We start from the raw sequence: 16,678 nt of genomic DNA, 5'->3' as shown, positions 1-16,678 counted from the left end.
TTATAGGTATAGAATAAAAAAATTAATATCGGTTTTAAATACATTATATCCTTTAAATAATCAATATAAGTAAAATAAAACCAAAATATACATAATATATATTATAAACTGTAAAAAACTTTTCTGGAAGAATATATAGAGAAAAATTTATAATTTTCGTGTGAATCTATCTGAAATATGCTCAATAAATTACTTGTACAAAAATTTCTGAGTATATGTCAAAACTTTGCAAAGAGCTAAAAGATTTGTAAAATGGGTTTACCAGACTTACACTTCACAAATCATAATGGCTCATGGAGGATAAAAATACGCACATAGATTTACAATCTCATTTACCTTGGCACAAGGCAAGGATTAAATTCTTAGAGTTACTGATTATATCACTAATTCGGACTAGCAGCGTCATTTACAGTCTTAATGCTGTAAGTTTAAACGATAGGATAATTTGTAGTAATCTGAGAAGAATACAACGTTTTTTTAGTGACTTTATCATTGATTTCGACCAAATCGCTTTGCTTTTGATGGCTATTAATCCTGTAAAAGGGCCTTATATATTAAGTTTGGATAGAACTAATTGGCAGTTTGCAGGCATAAATTATAATATACTTTGTCTAACTGTTGTAGCCGATAAGGTTAGTTTACCTTTACTCTGGACGATGCTTGATAAACGTAGAAACTCTAATCAAGACGAGCGTAAAGTGCTTGTAATGAGATATATAAGACTATTTGGCTTGGATTCTATTGAATGTTTAATCGCTGACCGAGAATTCATAGGACAAGAATGGATTGAGTTTTTGTCAACTCAGTCAATGAAATTCTATATAAGAATAAGAGAAAACCTGATTGTCCATCAAAGGGGGCAGAAATTAAAAGCCTTCTGGTTGTTCAATAATTTACCACTGAATCAAGTTAGAAATCTGGATAAAGCATTGAAAATCAACAAACAATGGGTTTACTTGAAAGGAATGAAGGTATTGATTTCAAAGAACGAGGTTGAATATATCATTGTATCAACTTACCAATTTGACTATCAGACTATGCAAATATATGCTCAAAGGTGGACGATTGAATGCTTTTTTAAGGCTATCAAATCAGCTGGATTTAATATCGAAGATACCCATTTAACTTATCAAAAGAGATTAGAAAATCGGACCGCCGACGCGGCTTTTTGGCATTGTATGCATTGCCTTTTTGTGGGTATATATGGTTGGCCAGTATCAAAATCAGATTAAGAAAATTCCTATATTAAAGCATAATCGAAGGGCATTTAGTATTTTTCGTTATGGTTTAGATGAACTTAATAGAGCATCGCTATTTGATTTTCAATTAGTTACTAAATATTCACAACTTTTGACATATACTTAGCAATAATCTAAATAAAATATAAAATAAGCAATTTGTATGTTTGATAAACCAAATAAATGTTTGTAGTATTTGATAAGTTTTGAATTATCATAAACACATTATAAAACTTTGTTATATATATTATGTTTATGTGTCATTTAGTGTTTTTAACTTAATATTGATTGTAAATATTCAAATGTCTATATGTAATTAATTTAAAATAACTATAAAAATACATTACATGAATATTGCTATACTAGGTACTAGAGGTATCCCGAATCATTATGGTGGTTTTGAGCAATTTGCTGAATATTTAGCAGAAGGTTTAGTAAAAAGAGGAATTGAAGTTTCTGTTTACAATAGTCATACACACCCTTACAAAAATAATGAATGGCGGGGCGTAAAAATAATTCATTGTCATGATCCTGAGGATAAATATGGTACTGCGGGGCAATTTATTTATGACCTTAATTGTATTCTCGATAGCCGTAAACGTAACTTTGACATTATTCTTCAGCTAGGCTACACAAGTAGTACTATTTGGGGATGGCTTCTCCCTTCTAAAAGTGTTGTGACTACTAACATGGATGGTTTAGAGTGGAAAAGGAGTAAATATTCAAAACCTGTACAATCTTTCTTGCGTTTTGCGGAATATTTAGGTACAAAATTTAGCAATCACTGGATTGCAGATTCAATAGGTGTACAAAGGTATTTGATGGATAAGTATAAACTTAATTCTATCTATATTCCCTATGGAGCTAATTCTTTTGACTTGCCAGATAAAATAATTATTGAACGTTTTGGGCTTAATCCATTCTCTTATGATATGCTCATTGCTCGATTGGAGCCCGAAAATAATGTGGAAGCAATTTTAGAGGGGGTAACAATGGCAAAAAACGAAAGAAAATTCCTTGTGGTGGGCAAGCATGAGACAGATTTTGGGGTTTATTTGAAAAATAAATTTAGAAACAACAAGAGTATTTGTTTTTTAGGAGGAATATATGATATAAATATTCTAAATAATTTACGCTTTTATTCTAATTTGTATTTCCATGGTCATTCAGTGGGTGGTACAAACCCTTCTCTGCTTGAAGCGATGGCTTCACATACATTAATTTGCGCCCATAATAATATCTTTAATTCTTCTATACTCGGAGAGGACGCCTTTTACTTTTCTACTTCTTATGATATTAGAGATGTCATAAATACAAAACAAAAAATTAATTATTCTGAATATTTAGCATCAAATTACGATAAAATTAAAGCTTATTATTCGTGGGATACCATCATTGCTCAGTATCTCAATCATTTTAATTCTATTTTGAAAACTGCACCATCAAGCGTTACTCAACCAAATTTGGCCATTGATTTATGAAAGTTATTCCAACTACTTTGAATGACGTGGTCGTAATAACGCTAATTCTTTATCAAGATGAGTGGGGTGTTTTTTTTGAGACCTTCAATGAAATAGTGTAGCGGAAGAATGGTCTGCCTACGCAATTTGTCCAAGATAATCAGTCATTTTCTACTAAAGGTGTATTGCGTGGGTTACATTTTCAAACTGGAGCACACGCTCAAGGCAAATTAGTAAGGGTTATTTATGGTAAGGTGTTAGATATTGCCGTTGATATCCGCCCTGATTCTTCTACATTCGGGCAATATGAGTTTTTTGAGCTTGATGGACTTTCCAATACGATGGTTTATATTCCACCTGGATTTGCACACGGATTTTTAGCCCTTGAGGATAGTGTGTTTAGTTACAAATGTACTCAAACATACCATAAGCCAAGTGAGAGTGGTATTGTTTGGAATGACCATACATTGAATATTAAATGGCCTATTTCAAACCCAATTATTTCTGCGAAGGATTTGTCATTGCCAACATTTCAGGAGATTTTAAATCAAACCGAGTTAATAGGCATATCTGCTTAAACCATAGAGAGTTATTTCAAGTATGAAAGGAATCATTTTAGCAGGTGGCTCAGGTACCCGTTTACATCCACTTACTTTAGCGGTTAGTAAACAACTAATGCCTGTGTATGACAAGCCGATGATTTATTATCCGCTTTCTATTTTGATGTTAGCGGGTATCAATGAAATACTAATTATTTCAACCCCACATGATTTACCTCATTTTATAAAATTGCTAGGGGATGGTTCAAGGGTAGGTTGTCGCTTTGATTATGCAGAACAACCTGAACCCAATGGGTTAGCCCAAGCGTTTATTATTGGAGAAAAATTTATTGGAAAAGACAAGGTAGCATTGGTTTTAGGAGATAATATTTTTTATGGTAGTGGCTTGAGTAAGCTTTTACAAGCAAACAACGACCCCGATGGAGGGGTTGTATATGCGTATCAGGTTCAAGACCCTGAGCGCTATGGTGTAGTTGAATTTGATGTTGATGGGAACGTTCTTTCAATTGAGGAGAAACCTACTTCGCCAAAGTCAAATTATGCAGTACCTGGCCTTTACTTTTATGATAATGAAGTAGTTCAGATTGCAAAAAGCATTCAACCATCAGCACGAGGTGAATATGAAATTACTGACGTAAATAAAGAATATTTACGCAGAGGCAAACTGAAAGTTGGAGTGTTGAATAGAGGCACTGCTTGGCTAGATACTGGTACTTTTTCATCATTAATGCAAGCAGGCCAATTTGTCCAAGTAATCGAAGAAAGGCAAGGTTTAAAAATTGGCTGTATTGAAGAAGTAGCTTATCGTATGGGGTACATTTCAACAGAGAAGTTGAAAGAAATCGCCCGACCTTTGCTAAAAAGTGGCTACGGTGATTACCTGTTGAAACTGCTTTAAAATCTTATGCCTTGTTTTCTGAGGCTTATTCGAAAGCCTAAGTTATTGGGCAACCAATTGCCCATATCATAAGCAAGTAACGTATGGAGGGATAGCCCCTTGGATTTCTTAAATAGATGGTTAATTTCTAATGCGGTCGAAAGTTGAGTGATAGGAAAGATATAATCAGTAAAGATAGGTCGTCCATGATTCCAACTAGGTGAAACTTTTAAACCAAATGAAGTAGTAGCATAGATTTTACCGTAAAGACTTAGATGTAACGCTTGCACTCTATTGTTACTAATTTCTGCTTTTTGATATGTTCCTCCTTTTACATATTGCCACTCTGGGCGCGCGTCGGCTCTTAATGTAACAAAAGGAGTGCCAATAATGCGTTGTTTATACGACCACCCTTCGGTGTATTGATAGTTAACAAAATAATCATCAGCGCCATCAAATCTTCTTTTATTAATTTGAATTGTAAACCCGCTCTGGTTCATTGTACTCAGAAATTCAGCTGTGACCCGTGTAATGTGGATTGAACGTTCAGGTTGTTTTATGGATTGCCAGCTAATTCCTGTAAGTCCATCTGGAAAATTAACAAAAAATACGCCTGACTTATCCTCGTATGCGTGTTGGTGGTAAAAAGACCATTTAGCTTTGGGCAAAGTATAAGTAATCGCAAAATCAATAGAACCCAAATGATTGCCAGTACGGTTTAGGGCATCCATGATACTTACTGCATCTGGATTAGTAGGTTCGGCAGCTCTAAAAACTGACAAGAAATCTGAAAAGCTACTTGGTAATTTTCCATTTTCTAATGTTTGGTTACTCCCCTTCACAGGATTTCGCCATTGCCCTCCCCACTGCGCTAGGTGGTGCACGCCACCGTAAAAGTGTACTTTCCAATGGGGTTTGCCAAGGCGTAGGTAAACCGCTTTTTGGTGGAGGTAAGAGTTTTTAACCGAGTCGGCATTGATAAACCAGCCGTGCGCCATCATGGCATGAACCGCAAATAGCCCTTTGGTGAAACCCAGCGGCACAAACCCCCGCGTTCCTATTTGTACTTTGGGCAGAGGCATCGCATTGCCTGACCAAGCGTACGAACCTGAGGTAAGCAAGGTATCACCCAAGCCAAAAAACTCTTTTTTGCGCCCCACGTAAGCTTCAAAACGGCGGTAGCGAAAACTAGCCGAGGCCACGGGCAGCAGGAGAGAAGAAGAGCGGCCAGCATTGGCAAGCACTTCCCCTTGGAGGTGCAATTGCGCCTTGCGGGGGTTCGTTCCCAAGGTAACTTGTCCACCCGTCTTTACAAAGGCAAAAGGGTTTTCGAGCGGAACGGTTCCAAATTGATTGGCCCGTAGCCAAAAAGGAGTTCGTTGCGCCGTTGCCACCACGCCCCCCGCCTCCACAAAAAAACGAGTCGTATCCTCCTGCGCCACACACTGCGTACCAAGAGAAAGTAGTAAAGAAATATAAAGTAATAACCGCATAGTAAAGTTGGTTTAGACCCCTCCAAACGTCGGGGTAACAATATTTTCTAACGTCGAAGTGACAAGATTTCCTAACGTCAGTGTACAAAGATTTTATTACTCCCCTCTCCAGGAAGGACGGGGCTGTCCATACAGAGGGGTAGGGGGTGAGGTTAAAATAGTATTAATAAAAGATACCTTTATCCCTTTATAAATTCCCATCCACAAACATACCTATTTTCATTTTATTGTAAATCAATTTATTGTAAAAAATATTTGCCTATTAATAGCCAGTTTTTTGAAAAAATTGAATGGTTAAGTATTGTACAAAACAAAGTAAATGGAACGACTATGAAATACCTTTTACTGCTATTTTGCTTGGTGTCGGTCGTGGGCATAGCCCAGCCTAAACGCCCTTCGGTGGCCCTTATTCTCAAGGCAGGGAGCGCAGGGATTGCCCCTGAAGTATCAGTACGAATGAACGAGCGCATTCAGTTTCGCGGGAGTGTGCATGTGATGAACTACCAGCGGGTCGATCAGGTGACGTTCGACCAAGGAGGTGATTTGGAGGAAGCCAAAATCGGCTACGATGCGCAAGTACGTCTGCGCAACGTAGGGGTGTTGTTGGATTACTTTCCCTTCAAAAAAATTCTGGCCCTCAACGTAGGGGTGTATTACAATGCCAATGCCATCGACGTGGCTTTAACGCCTAAAAGCGATTTAAAGCTCAATGACCGCGTGTTCAAACCCGACGAAACGGGGAGTTTGGCGTTGAAAGCCACGTTTCAGAAAGTAGCTCCGTACGCGGGAATTTCGTTGGGGAATCCCCACCGTGGGCGTTTTCGGGTGTTGTTTGATGCGGGTTTTTTATACACGGGTTCTCCAAAAATAGAAATGACGGGGACGGGAGCGATTGAACCCACGGCGGAGCAGGGGCCTCAGCTGGAAAAAAACCTTCAGCCTGTGTATCTGTATCCTGTCGTTAAATTAGGGGTATCCTATCGTATTTTGTAGCATACTAACCAACTCAATTCAATGAAAAGCAACTCCTACCGTTCGTTCAGTCTGTTATTTTTTGTGGGTCTTTTTCTGTGGGCCTGCAATGACCTAAAAAATTTAGACCCAGCCAAGGACTTAAAGCTGATTCTCAACTATAAGCCCGCCGATGCGTTTTTAGAAGCTTTGGTTAAAGACGCCAAAACGGGAGCGTTAATAATGGATAAAATTAACGTAGATATCATTGGTAGCGCTTCGGCCAGTATTATAAATTTTGAAGGAGAAGCCAAAAGTGCTTATACCAAAAAAGGACCTAGCATTTATTTGGGACTTCGTAGTGTCATACCAACGGAGAAATCTCCTTTGAGTTTTAAGATTATTGTGTCGGCGGAGGGGTATTTAACGACAAGTCGGGAGGTGACATTAACGGCAAGTAATAATGCTCCCGTTGAAATATTGATGGTAAAAGCCACTACTCCCCCCGTAGGTGCAGCCATCAAACAAACAATTGTCAATGCGTCATCTGCGACGGGAGTGAGTGCAGATAACATTATTGAGGTAGTAAATGGGCAAAATGCGACGTTGGTGGAAATAGACAAGGGGACACTTTTAAAAGATAGCAAGGGGAATTTGCTTTCGGGGGCATTAAAAACCACGGTAGCTACTTTTTCGGGTGCTGCCAAAGAGTCGTCAAAGGCTTTTCCAGGTTCAAATACGACCGTATTAGCCAAAGGACCCAACGGAGAATCAAACTTAAAAGCCACCATTGTCCCAATCTCTTTTGCAGCGGTAGAAATGCAAACGGAGGGGGGAAGCAAAGTCGCTACTTTTTCGGCGCCCGTGGATATTTCGTTTGAAGTTGACCCCAAGTTAATCAATCCCAAAACCCAAAAAACGATCCAAGAGGGAGATAAGCTTTCGGTTTTGAGTTATGGAGAAGCCACGGGGGTTTGGACCTACGAAAAAGAAGGTACGGTTGTCAAGAAGGGGAGTGAGTACTATGTTACTTTTAGTACGAGTCACTTGTCGTGGTTTTCAATAGTGCAGTTGTTGTACGCTTATAATACAAATAACACACTCAATCTTTTGAATTCAGTCAACTTTACGGTCGGTTTAACCATTGAAGATGCGATGCAAAAGCCGCGCAACCAGGATGGCTCAATTTTGTGGGAAGCGTTTCCTGTAGAAATCGAAGTCCACATGAAGCCCATCATTGAAGGGGGTGACCCTTTTGTCTATTATCCAGGGTCTTTGAGCTTTATGGGGGTTGACAAAGATTTTTGGATGCCTCTCATTGGCGTTCCGTCCGAAGCTTTAAAAATTGTCTTAAAATTCAACATCAATGGACAGGAACAGGTGTTTGAGATTAAGAACATTGCTTCCATAAATGAGAATGACACTTATAAAATATCCACCAAACGGGGTAATGCGAAACTAAAGACGATTTTAGTAAACGTAACCTGCGAAAATGATTGCCCACTGGAAATAAAACCTTACAATGTAGGGATTGAATATCTGTCTGGAAGACCCGTCGATTCTCCAGTATTTTATGATAATAGGTGGGCTTTTTTAGGCTTTGTCAACTATGACAACAGCGATAACAAAATTAAACTCATTAGCTATTTACCCGATAACGTTGAAATGAGTTTTAGAGCAATGTCCTTCCCAGAAGACCCGATTACGTTGATGGTTGGGAGTACAAGCAGTTTTGAAGTGCCCATTGTGTTGAAAAAAGACCACTCACTGTGCAATTGTAAAAAATAGCGACCTGATTTTCTTAGGATTTAACGGAATGAAAAATTGCTCTACTCACCTCATTATTAGTTTTTTTTTACTTTTTCAAGGAATTACCTCCCAAGCGCAACTCGGTGAAAAATGGCGAGACAAAGAAGTAACTGCCACGGTGCACGTGGGGTTTGTACGGCCAGAAAAGGTAATCCCAGCCTCCGAACGTACGCCCATCGGGGGGGAAATAACGATTGGCAGTTTGAAAATGACCGAGAAGGCGTGGCAGCTTTGCAATTGTTTTCACCGCTCGGGTTGGTATGCCAACTATTACAATTTTCGTAACCGTTACGGGTTGGGAGAGACGTTCGGAACGGGTTTTTATTTTGAACCCCTGTTGCTTCACCGCCCCGATTACAACCTGTCGGTGCGTTTTACGATGGGGCTTTCTTACGTCAACCGATTGTATCATCCCGTGCGTAATCCCAACCGTAATTTTAGCTCGCACCTCAATGGCATGACGGGGCTCGGGGTTTATGGGCGCAAACGGATTTCGGAGCGGTTGGAGCTCGTTGGCATGTTGGCCTTGGACTACCGCCACATTTCCAACGCGGGAATTCGCCAACCAAACCAAGGGCTCAATATCCCCAGTATTGTAGCAGGGATTGCCTATGGCCCACCGTCGGCACGTTTGCCCGAGTCGAGGTGGTGGCGGCCCGCGTCGCTAGACAAGCGCTGGTTTGGGCGGGCGTTGTTGTTGACCTCCGTGCGGGTGTATGCCGCCGATGATCAATACCCCGAAACCCCCAGGGCAATGGTGGGTGTCAATGCTTACGCAGGTTATCGTTTTACCCAATCGCACGCGCTCTCTACGGGCATCGAAGTCATTGACGATGGGTACATGCGGGAGCAGATGAAACGTCAAAATTATACGGGCACTACCCAACAGGCCACTTGGCTAGTAGGCTATGAACTTTGGCAAGGGCGGGTATCGTTTACGGCCCATTTGGGTTGGAATTTTCTACGTCCAGGCACGGTTGTTTTTGGAAGACAAGGCTACAAGCCTGCATTTTACGAAAAATACGGCTTGCTGTATCGGTTTAGCAATGGCATCACGACAGGGGTGGTGGTAAAGGCATTTGGAGAAGATACCAAAGGCTTTCAGTTGGCCGTTGGTGGGAATTTTTAGTGGAGGCATCGAACGTTTAAACCTAATTCCATGAAACTGCGCTACAAGTTGGGATTGTTTATTGGATTGTGGTGGATACTTGTATATTCCGCCGAAGCGAGTCCAAAAGATTCGAGCTTGCGGTGGCAGCCCAGTGGTGTGGGTATTCAAGTGGGGGTGACGGGCGTAGGCGCGCAACTGGCGTGGAAACTCCGTACCAAACCGCGTTTGGTGTTGCGGGCGGGGGCGTCGTATTTGGCGTACAAACAGGCGGCGGTTATTGACATTGGGGAAGGTTCTAAAATAGATTTTTATCCCAACATCGTCATTGGATTGGTACAAAGTTCGCTCAAATGGCATCCTTTTAAGAGGGGCTCGTTTTTTCTAACGGGAGGGCTCGGCTACACGTGGCGGCCAGATTTACGCCTCACGGTGAAAGCCCAAAATGATTTGAACTTGGGAGGAATCTCGATGAAAGCCGATGAGTTTGGAACGGTGGGGCTTGGCATACGGTGGTCGCCCGTGGTGGGGTATGCTGGCTTTGGCATGGGGCGTTCGATTCCCCGCAGGCGGTGGGGAGTAGGGTTTGAGATAGGGTGTTATTACTTAGGTTCTCCCAAAGTGGAACTGGATTTGGATGGTTTTTTGGAAACAACTACCCTCGAAGAGCAGATTCCATTGATTGAGCGGAACATGCGGGGGTATCGTTATTTGCCTAATTTTCAATTTACGGTTTCTTACGCACTCGTTAAAAAAGCATGGCGGTAGTTGTTATGAAAAAGATAAATAAAATATTCGTTGTAATTTTTCTGGGCTTGATTGGGTGGCTGACTTCCTGCCAAAACCCCATTGAAGGGCTGGAGATATTTTTTAAAAAACCTTATCCTACAGCGCTGGAAGCTCAGTATTATACGGCGGCGGGAACAGTACCTGATAACTTGCAAGTGCAAGTAACGGGGCCTGATGCCAATCGGGTAATTACGACGGTCAACACCAAAAAGTTTAAAGTTACTTCGGATGGGTCGTTGTATTTATCAATAGATTCATTGGGGGCGCGCCCTAGCCAGGGGAAGCCGTTGCGGTTTACGGTGGTAGTGAAAGCGGAAGGGTTTGTGGAGTCAGTCATTCCGTTGGAATACAGCAGTGATACCCCACGTTTTGTGGGCGTGGTGATGCAGCCGCTTTCGGGCAATTCCCCGATTAAACAATCGACAGCCTCGGCCGATGCCAGAGGCAGTGTGACGAATGAATGGACGTTTGAAGCGCCGAATGGAACGGCCCAAAACGCCGTGATGAAAACGGTGGTACCACAAAATACCGAACTCAAGGATGCGGCTGAGAAACCTGTACTGGGAAAAATTCAAGCGACGTTTCAGGGTATTGACATTTCAAAGCCTCTGGCAGCGTTTTTGCCTTACCCGCTCGAAAATCAAACAATTCCTAAACCCTTGTTGCCAAACGGAACGGTAGGGATAGACCAACGCCTGACGCAAATTGCGGGGGCTTTTTTACTTCAAATGCACAATGAACACTACCAAGTGGTGAAAAGCTTTTCGAGGCCAATTGAAGTAAAAATTCCATTGTTAGCTCAATTATACAACCCCAATGAGCGGCGCATGGTTGTCGAAGGTGACGCTATTCCACTGTTTAGCTACGATATTGCTAACAATCAATGGAAAGTAGAAGAAGCAGGAAAAGTCCAAAAAGCGGCTAATGGTTCGTTGGAGTACGTGGCACGTTTGGCGCATTTGTCGGTATGGGTAGCAGGGTTTACTAAACAAAAATGCGAAACAGGGCTAAGTTTTAGGGTGAAGAGCATTTTGCCTAGCAGTAGCAGCACCTACCAATGCGAAGTCATCGACGAGGCAAGTGGGGCGCGGTTACAGGTGTTTAAATCCACCATCAATAACGGTGAAATCATCAAGGTAACAGGCTTAGAAAGTGATCAGTTTGTTCGACTAAGAATTACCGATAACTGGAGTACCACCACGGCGCTATCGGCTTTGGTTAATGGTTGCACGGCCGATGTCCAAGACATAGACGTAACAACTTTCAAAAAGCCGATTGTGAAATGCGAAAATGGGCCAGGTTTTCGGATCAAAAGTACGTTGCCGCGAAGTGATTATCGTTATACTTGCGAGGTCATCAACGAATCGACCAAAGCGATACTGCAAAGTTTTCAGACAACGGCCAACAACGGTGACGTCATTCGGGCCAATGGTTTGGACAGTGACCAAAAAATCCGTGTGAAAATTTATGACATCGTCAGTTCGGCGACAGCCGTGTCGGAAGTGGTGGAATCGTGCGCGACCGACATTCAACCCCTAGACATTACGCATTTTAGACTCCCGCCGCAGCCTTGTGCCGCAACACCGACGTTTACCATCAAAAGTAATTTACCCAACAGCGACCGCTCATATACCTGTGAAGTGATTCGGGCGGATACCAAGGCTCGCTTACAAATCTTCCAAACGAGTGCCAATAACGGTCATCAAATTCGATTAAGCGGATTGTACGACAATACAGGGCTTATTCAGTTAAGAATTTTTGACATCGCCAGTTCGGCCGTCGTGACCACCAGTCCGATTGAAGCCTGTAGTGGTCAGGGTGTGACGGTAGAATTGAGCAACTTCAAAGTCCCTGCCCCCAAATGTGCGTCAGCGCTCGGGTTTAGGGTGACGAGTACGTTGCCCACTAGTTCATTGGTGTATCAATGCGAAGTGCTCAACGCCGCAACGAATGCCCGAATGCAGTCGTTCCAAACAACAATTAACAACGGAGAGGTAATTCGAATCAACGGGTTGTACAGTGATGAAACTGTCAAACTTCGGATTTTTGACCTGTCAAGCGGGGCCGTGGCTACATCCGCGGCGGTAGAGGCTTGTAACGCCGCGATTCAGGTGATCGACGTAACTTCGTTTAAGAAACCCATTGTGAAATGCGGAGCACCCCTGTATTTTAGCATCACGAGCAAACTGCCAAACAGTTCTCAATTGTATAATTGTGAGGTGATTAACGATAATACCAAAGCCGTATTGGTGCGTTTTCAATCGACAGTAAACAACGGCCAGGTACTTAAAATAGAAGGGTTGGACAGTGACCAAAAAGTGCGATTACGCATTGTTGATGTGGCAAGTTCGGCCGTGGCGACTTCTGCCGCTATAGACGCCTGCGCCAGTGCAACCCAATCCATTGACCTTTCCTCTTTTGCGACCTTGCCACCAATCGAAACGGGTGAAGTATTGATTACGTTGCAGTTTCCGTGTACGGAGATTGATGTTTCAAAACTCCCCACCCAAGAATTATTTGGCCGTTTTCGACTTTCGGGGACGGTACAATGGCAAAATTTGCCAAGTATTAAGTACATTCAGGGCAAAACTACGTTTAGCACAACAACGACCTTGCTGAAAGTGGGTTCTACCTATGATTTTCAGGCGGGGCCTGCCCCAGGGTATTACTCGTTTAGTGAGAACAATTATAAACTAGAATCAGCCAATTGGGTCATCAAAATAAAAACGGATGAGTATTGCAAAAAGTAATAAATGGCACGTATTGGCTGTAATTTTGGCAATACCTGCCCTTTTTTCACACTTGGGCTATATTCCGTTGGACATGTCAACCGACGAAGCGCGGCGGGCGCTGGTGGCTTTGGAAATGGATTTGACGGGAAATTATTTGACACCTACCTTAAACGGAGAACTTTACTTTAACAAACCCCCGCTCTATAACTGGCTGATATTGGCCTCGTTTCGGTTATGGGGCGATTACTCGTCGTGGAGCCTTCGATTTCCCATGGCGGTGTCGGTGATTGGGTTTTCGTTCACCATTTTTTACTGGCTACGTCGGTACGTACCTTATCAGATTGCGGCCATGGTAGCGTTGTTGCAATTGGTCAACGGACGCGTACTTTTTTACGAAACACTTTATGGCCTGATTGATATTACCTATTCATGGGCGACGTTTACGGCCTTTATGGTGATTTATGAGTATGACAAACGCAAAAAATACGGCTTACTGTTTTTGTACTCTTATCTCATTTGCGCTTTGGGGTTTATGATGAAAGGGTTGCCCTCTTTGGTTTTTCAGGGCATGACGTTGGTGGCTTGGCTAGGTTACCAGCGAAAATGGCGGGTGTTGTGGCACCCTACTCATTTTTTTGGCATAGCGGTTTTTCTTGGGATTGTGGGGACGTATTATGCCCTGAGCATTGCGGCGTTTGGTTTCCCACTCCAAAAAGCAATGTATGTCCTGTGGGACGAAAGTGTAAAGCGGACAGGTGTGGCTTTTGGCGTGACCGCCACGATGCTTCATATACTCACCTTTCCGTTTGAATACATTTTTCACTTTTTACCTTTTACGTTATTTATTCTCTTATTTTATCCTTCAACTCCCCAAAAATCGTGGTCAACGGTGCTGGCTTCGTTGCGAAGATACACCAGCCCGATGGACTCCTTTTTGCGGTTTTGTGCCATTACTTTTGTGGCCAATGTGCTCGTTTACTGGGTTTCGCCGCAGGTGTATGCGCGCTACACGTTGATGCTTCTGCCACTCTTTTTTACGCTGGTGGTGGTGGCTTATTACCAACAGGAAGGACACTGGCAGCGGCGTTGGATTGAAGTTTTTATGGGGAGCGTCATGGGAATCACGGTTTTTGCGGTTTGGATTGCGTTTGGCATTGAAGCGACCCGAAAACTACCCTACGTGTGGGGAGCATGCTTGGCAACGAGCGGGGTGGTGGGAGTTATGTGCTGGTGGTATTTTCACCAAAAAGAAGTCCGTTTGGATATTTTTGTGGTGTTTCTGCTGGTGGCCCGTATTTCCTTTAATTTTTTGTTTGTTCCGCCCCGCGAGGCCAAGCGGCAGCGGTATTTGGAAGACAATGTGAAAGCAGCACTGATGACCATGGATGCGGCGGGGAATGCCCTGCCTTTGAAGAGTTATAAAACGACCATTGGTGATGATGGAGCGACGGATGTTAATAGTTTTCACATCGAAGCTACGCGGCGGAAAGTCCTTCCCATAAGTTTTAAAAAAGAGAAAGGAGTGTATTACTTGGCTGATTCTAGTAACTTGGCGGGCGAAAAGTACAAAGAAATCGCCAGGCTGACGCTTTATCCAGAGCGACCTGCCAAAATAGTCCGCTTCGATCAAGCACCTTAATGATGACGCATTCGCTTTCCCACCCAGCTCCACTTGTATCGGTTGTTGTTTGTGTATTTAATGAGGCAGAAAACATTCGCCCGTTGATGATAGAAATAGATGAAGCCCTCCGTGGATGTTCTTACGAAATCATTTATGTCAACGATGGCTCAACGGATAATACCCTTTGGGAACTGAAAAATATTACGCATAAAAGTTTAAAAGTAATTGATTTTCAGCGTAACTATGGCCAAAGTCAAGCCTTGGCGGCGGGCATAGAGGCGGCATCAGGTGAGTATATCGCTACGTTGGACGGTGATTTGCAAAACGACCCTGCAGACATCCCTGCCTTACTCACCGTAGCCCAGCAAGGTGATTATGACATGATTGCCACGGTACGGTTGAAACGAAAAGATAGTTTTGCTACCCGAAAACTGCCCAGTATCATCGCCAATTGGCTCATCCGACATCTATTGGGAGTACACTGCAAAGATTACGGAAGTACGTTGCGGGTATTTAGGGCATCTTTGGCGAAAAGACTGCCCTTGTACGGAGAGTTGCACCGATTTATTCCAGTTCTTGCTGCCTTAGAAGGGGCAAAGATGACCGAAGTGGTGGTGAAACATCGTCCACGGATTTCGGGGACTTCCAAATATAATTTAGGGCGGACAACCAAAGTAATCAGTGATTTGGTTTGGGTATATTTTATGAAAAAATACTTGTTAAAGCCCATTCATTTTTTTGGGAAAATAGCGATTTGGATGTTTTTAGGGGCATTTTTTGTGTGTTTGTACATGGGTTGTACGCTAGTGGCTCGTCCAGAAGCTAGTTTAGCATCTTGGCCAACGGCTGCGCTGATTCTTTCCGTTTCAGGGGTGCAATTGGTAGGGATGGGCATCGTAGCTGAGCTAGTAATGCGGTCTCTTTTTGAATCGCAGGGCAAAAAAACGTACGTCATCCGTCAGATTTATACTTCTCATAACCAACGACAGTAAGCATGGTCATTTTGATAACGGGTGGTGCTGGTTTTATTGGCTCCCACCTTTCGGAACAATTACTTCAGCAAGGACATCAAGTTGTATGTATTGATAACCTTGACGAGTATATCTATTGTTCGGCGTTGAAGCGAGAGAACCTTAGTACGTTGGCGCAGTACGACAACTTTATGTTTATTAAGGGAGATATTCGTGATAAAGCGGCTTTACAACAGCTTTTGGTGGATTATCAATGTGAACTGGTGATTCATTTGGCCGCGTACGCAGGCGTGAGACCGTCGGTAATGGAGCCCGAAAAGTTTTTTGAAATCAACGTAAATGGAACGTTGGCGGTGTTAGAAGCGATGCGAAAAGCGGGTGTCCGTCGAATGATTATGGCATCGTCGTCGTCGGTTTATGGCAATAGTACTGCGCGACAATTTAAAGAAACAGACGCCGCCGACCAACCGATTTCACCTTATGCCGCGTCGAAGCGAGCGGCAGAATTGGTGGCATATTCGTACCATTCGCTTCACCAATTTGACATTACCTGCTTGCGATTATTTACGGTGTTTGGTCCGAGGCAACGACCCGAAATGGCCATCCGAAAATTTATTGAACGTATCCAAGCGGACCAACCTATTGACGTCTATGGCGATGGGCAATCCATCCGAAATTATACGTACATCTCAGACGTGGTCAATGCCTTTTTAAAGGCGATGGACAAACCCACAGGGTTTAATGTGTATAACATCGCTGGGCCAACTACCACAAGCCTTCTGGAAACCATTGAAGTGATTGAAAAACAGGTTGGCAAACAAAGCCAACGCACCTACAAACCAGAGCAAGCAGGTGACATGCGGCAGACGGCTGCGGATATTTCAAAAGCGCAACAGGAGCTGGGCTATTTTCCTCAAGTTGAATTTGAAGAGGGAATTAACCGAGTGATTGACTGGATGATGCGAGAGTCTTCAAAGCAACTGCTGGCGGCTTGTAAGTAGTTAAGCAAAGTTAATTGTGTACAGTTATCAAATCGAGGTGGTTCTCCGCAACGATTAATGGACTGTTA

At 42.8% G+C, this 16,678-nt stretch carries 13 protein-coding genes; 12 read left to right on the top strand and 1 reads right to left on the bottom strand.

The annotated features are described in order from the left end of the window. Positions 1 to 293: 293 nt before the first annotated feature. The 4 genes from AC23N5_RS12240 to rfbA all read left to right on the top strand — a co-directional run bounded on the left by AC23N5_RS12240 (position 294) and on the right by rfbA (position 4,156). The gene (locus tag AC23N5_RS12240) at positions 294 to 1,232 is read left to right on the top strand and encodes an IS4 family transposase (RefSeq protein WP_487755810.1); all 939 of its coding nucleotides are present in this window, start codon (positions 294 to 296) and stop codon (positions 1,230 to 1,232) included. A gap of 353 nt (positions 1,233 to 1,585) precedes the next feature. Next, positions 1,586 to 2,719: a DUF1972 domain-containing protein gene (locus AC23N5_RS12235; RefSeq protein WP_487755809.1), complete on the top strand. Its 1,134-nt coding sequence runs from the start codon at positions 1,586 to 1,588 to the stop codon at positions 2,717 to 2,719. A gap of 113 nt (positions 2,720 to 2,832) precedes the next feature. Beyond that, positions 2,833 to 3,276 (top strand): dTDP-4-dehydrorhamnose 3,5-epimerase, encoded by a 444-nt coding sequence (rfbC, locus tag AC23N5_RS12230; RefSeq protein WP_487755892.1) that lies wholly within the window; start codon positions 2,833 to 2,835, stop codon positions 3,274 to 3,276. A 22-nt stretch (positions 3,277 to 3,298) separates the two neighbouring features. Beyond that, entirely contained in the window at positions 3,299 to 4,156 is an 858-nt protein-coding gene (gene rfbA / locus AC23N5_RS12225) for a glucose-1-phosphate thymidylyltransferase RfbA (protein WP_487755808.1), read from the top strand. Here the strand turns inward: rfbA and AC23N5_RS12220 are convergent. Beyond that, positions 4,153 to 5,628: a capsule assembly Wzi family protein gene (locus AC23N5_RS12220; protein WP_487755807.1), complete on the bottom strand. Its 1,476-nt coding sequence runs from the start codon at positions 5,626 to 5,628 to the stop codon at positions 4,153 to 4,155. The genes rfbA and AC23N5_RS12220 overlap by 4 nt on opposite strands. Before the next feature lie 330 nt (positions 5,629 to 5,958). On the opposite strand from AC23N5_RS12220, the gene AC23N5_RS12215 reads away from it, so the two are divergent. The 8 genes from AC23N5_RS12215 to AC23N5_RS12180 are packed head-to-tail and all read left to right on the top strand — an operon-like array spanning position 5,959 to position 16,610. Then, entirely contained in the window at positions 5,959 to 6,621 is a 663-nt protein-coding gene (locus AC23N5_RS12215) for a hypothetical protein (protein WP_487755806.1), read from the top strand. A gap of 21 nt (positions 6,622 to 6,642) precedes the next feature. Next, the gene (locus tag AC23N5_RS12210; RefSeq protein ID WP_487755805.1) at positions 6,643 to 8,367 is read left to right on the top strand and encodes a hypothetical protein; all 1,725 of its coding nucleotides are present in this window, start codon (positions 6,643 to 6,645) and stop codon (positions 8,365 to 8,367) included. Positions 8,368 to 8,395: 28 nt separating this feature from the next. After that, on the top strand, positions 8,396 to 9,517 hold the full coding sequence (locus AC23N5_RS12205; protein WP_487755804.1) for an acyloxyacyl hydrolase: 1,122 nt from the start codon (positions 8,396 to 8,398) through the stop codon (positions 9,515 to 9,517). A gap of 30 nt (positions 9,518 to 9,547) precedes the next feature. After that, positions 9,548 to 10,264 (top strand): hypothetical protein, encoded by a 717-nt coding sequence (locus tag AC23N5_RS12200; protein WP_487755803.1) that lies wholly within the window; start codon positions 9,548 to 9,550, stop codon positions 10,262 to 10,264. 5 nt (positions 10,265 to 10,269) lie between these two features. Beyond that, positions 10,270 to 13,035, top strand: coding sequence for a hypothetical protein (locus AC23N5_RS12195; protein WP_487755802.1), 2,766 nt, complete (start codon positions 10,270 to 10,272; stop codon positions 13,033 to 13,035). Continuing rightward, positions 13,016 to 14,656 (top strand): ArnT family glycosyltransferase, encoded by a 1,641-nt coding sequence (locus AC23N5_RS12190; protein ID WP_487755801.1) that lies wholly within the window; start codon positions 13,016 to 13,018, stop codon positions 14,654 to 14,656. Before AC23N5_RS12195 ends, AC23N5_RS12190 begins: the two co-directional genes overlap by 20 nt. Then, on the top strand, positions 14,656 to 15,630 hold the full coding sequence (locus AC23N5_RS12185) for a glycosyltransferase family 2 protein (RefSeq protein ID WP_487755800.1): 975 nt from the start codon (positions 14,656 to 14,658) through the stop codon (positions 15,628 to 15,630). Before AC23N5_RS12190 ends, AC23N5_RS12185 begins: the two co-directional genes overlap by 1 nt. Before the next feature lie 2 nt (positions 15,631 to 15,632). Next, entirely contained in the window at positions 15,633 to 16,610 is a 978-nt protein-coding gene (locus AC23N5_RS12180; RefSeq protein ID WP_487755799.1) for an SDR family NAD(P)-dependent oxidoreductase, read from the top strand. Positions 16,611 to 16,678: the final 68 nt, after the last annotated feature.

This window comes from Runella sp. R5_40 (assembly GCF_057652295.1).
Note: the sequence above shows the minus strand (reverse complement) of the source record. Positions and strands in the feature narration are given on the sequence as shown.

Coding starts and splice junctions, on each gene's coding strand:
- AC23N5_RS12240 (WP_487755810.1), top strand. CDS start 294: ATGGAGGATAAAAATACGCACATAGATTTACAATCTCATTTACCTTGG.
- AC23N5_RS12235 (WP_487755809.1), top strand. CDS start 1,586: ATGAATATTGCTATACTAGGTACTAGAGGTATCCCGAATCATTATGGT.
- rfbA (WP_487755808.1), top strand. CDS start 3,299: ATGAAAGGAATCATTTTAGCAGGTGGCTCAGGTACCCGTTTACATCCA.
- AC23N5_RS12220 (WP_487755807.1), bottom strand. CDS start 5,628: ATGCGGTTATTACTTTATATTTCTTTACTACTTTCTCTTGGTACGCAG.
- AC23N5_RS12215 (WP_487755806.1), top strand. CDS start 5,959: ATGAAATACCTTTTACTGCTATTTTGCTTGGTGTCGGTCGTGGGCATA.
- AC23N5_RS12210 (WP_487755805.1), top strand. CDS start 6,643: ATGAAAAGCAACTCCTACCGTTCGTTCAGTCTGTTATTTTTTGTGGGT.
- AC23N5_RS12205 (WP_487755804.1), top strand. CDS start 8,396: ATGAAAAATTGCTCTACTCACCTCATTATTAGTTTTTTTTTACTTTTT.
- AC23N5_RS12200 (WP_487755803.1), top strand. CDS start 9,548: ATGAAACTGCGCTACAAGTTGGGATTGTTTATTGGATTGTGGTGGATA.
- AC23N5_RS12195 (WP_487755802.1), top strand. CDS start 10,270: ATGAAAAAGATAAATAAAATATTCGTTGTAATTTTTCTGGGCTTGATT.
- AC23N5_RS12190 (WP_487755801.1), top strand. CDS start 13,016: ATGAGTATTGCAAAAAGTAATAAATGGCACGTATTGGCTGTAATTTTG.
- AC23N5_RS12185 (WP_487755800.1), top strand. CDS start 14,656: ATGATGACGCATTCGCTTTCCCACCCAGCTCCACTTGTATCGGTTGTT.
- AC23N5_RS12180 (WP_487755799.1), top strand. CDS start 15,633: ATGGTCATTTTGATAACGGGTGGTGCTGGTTTTATTGGCTCCCACCTT.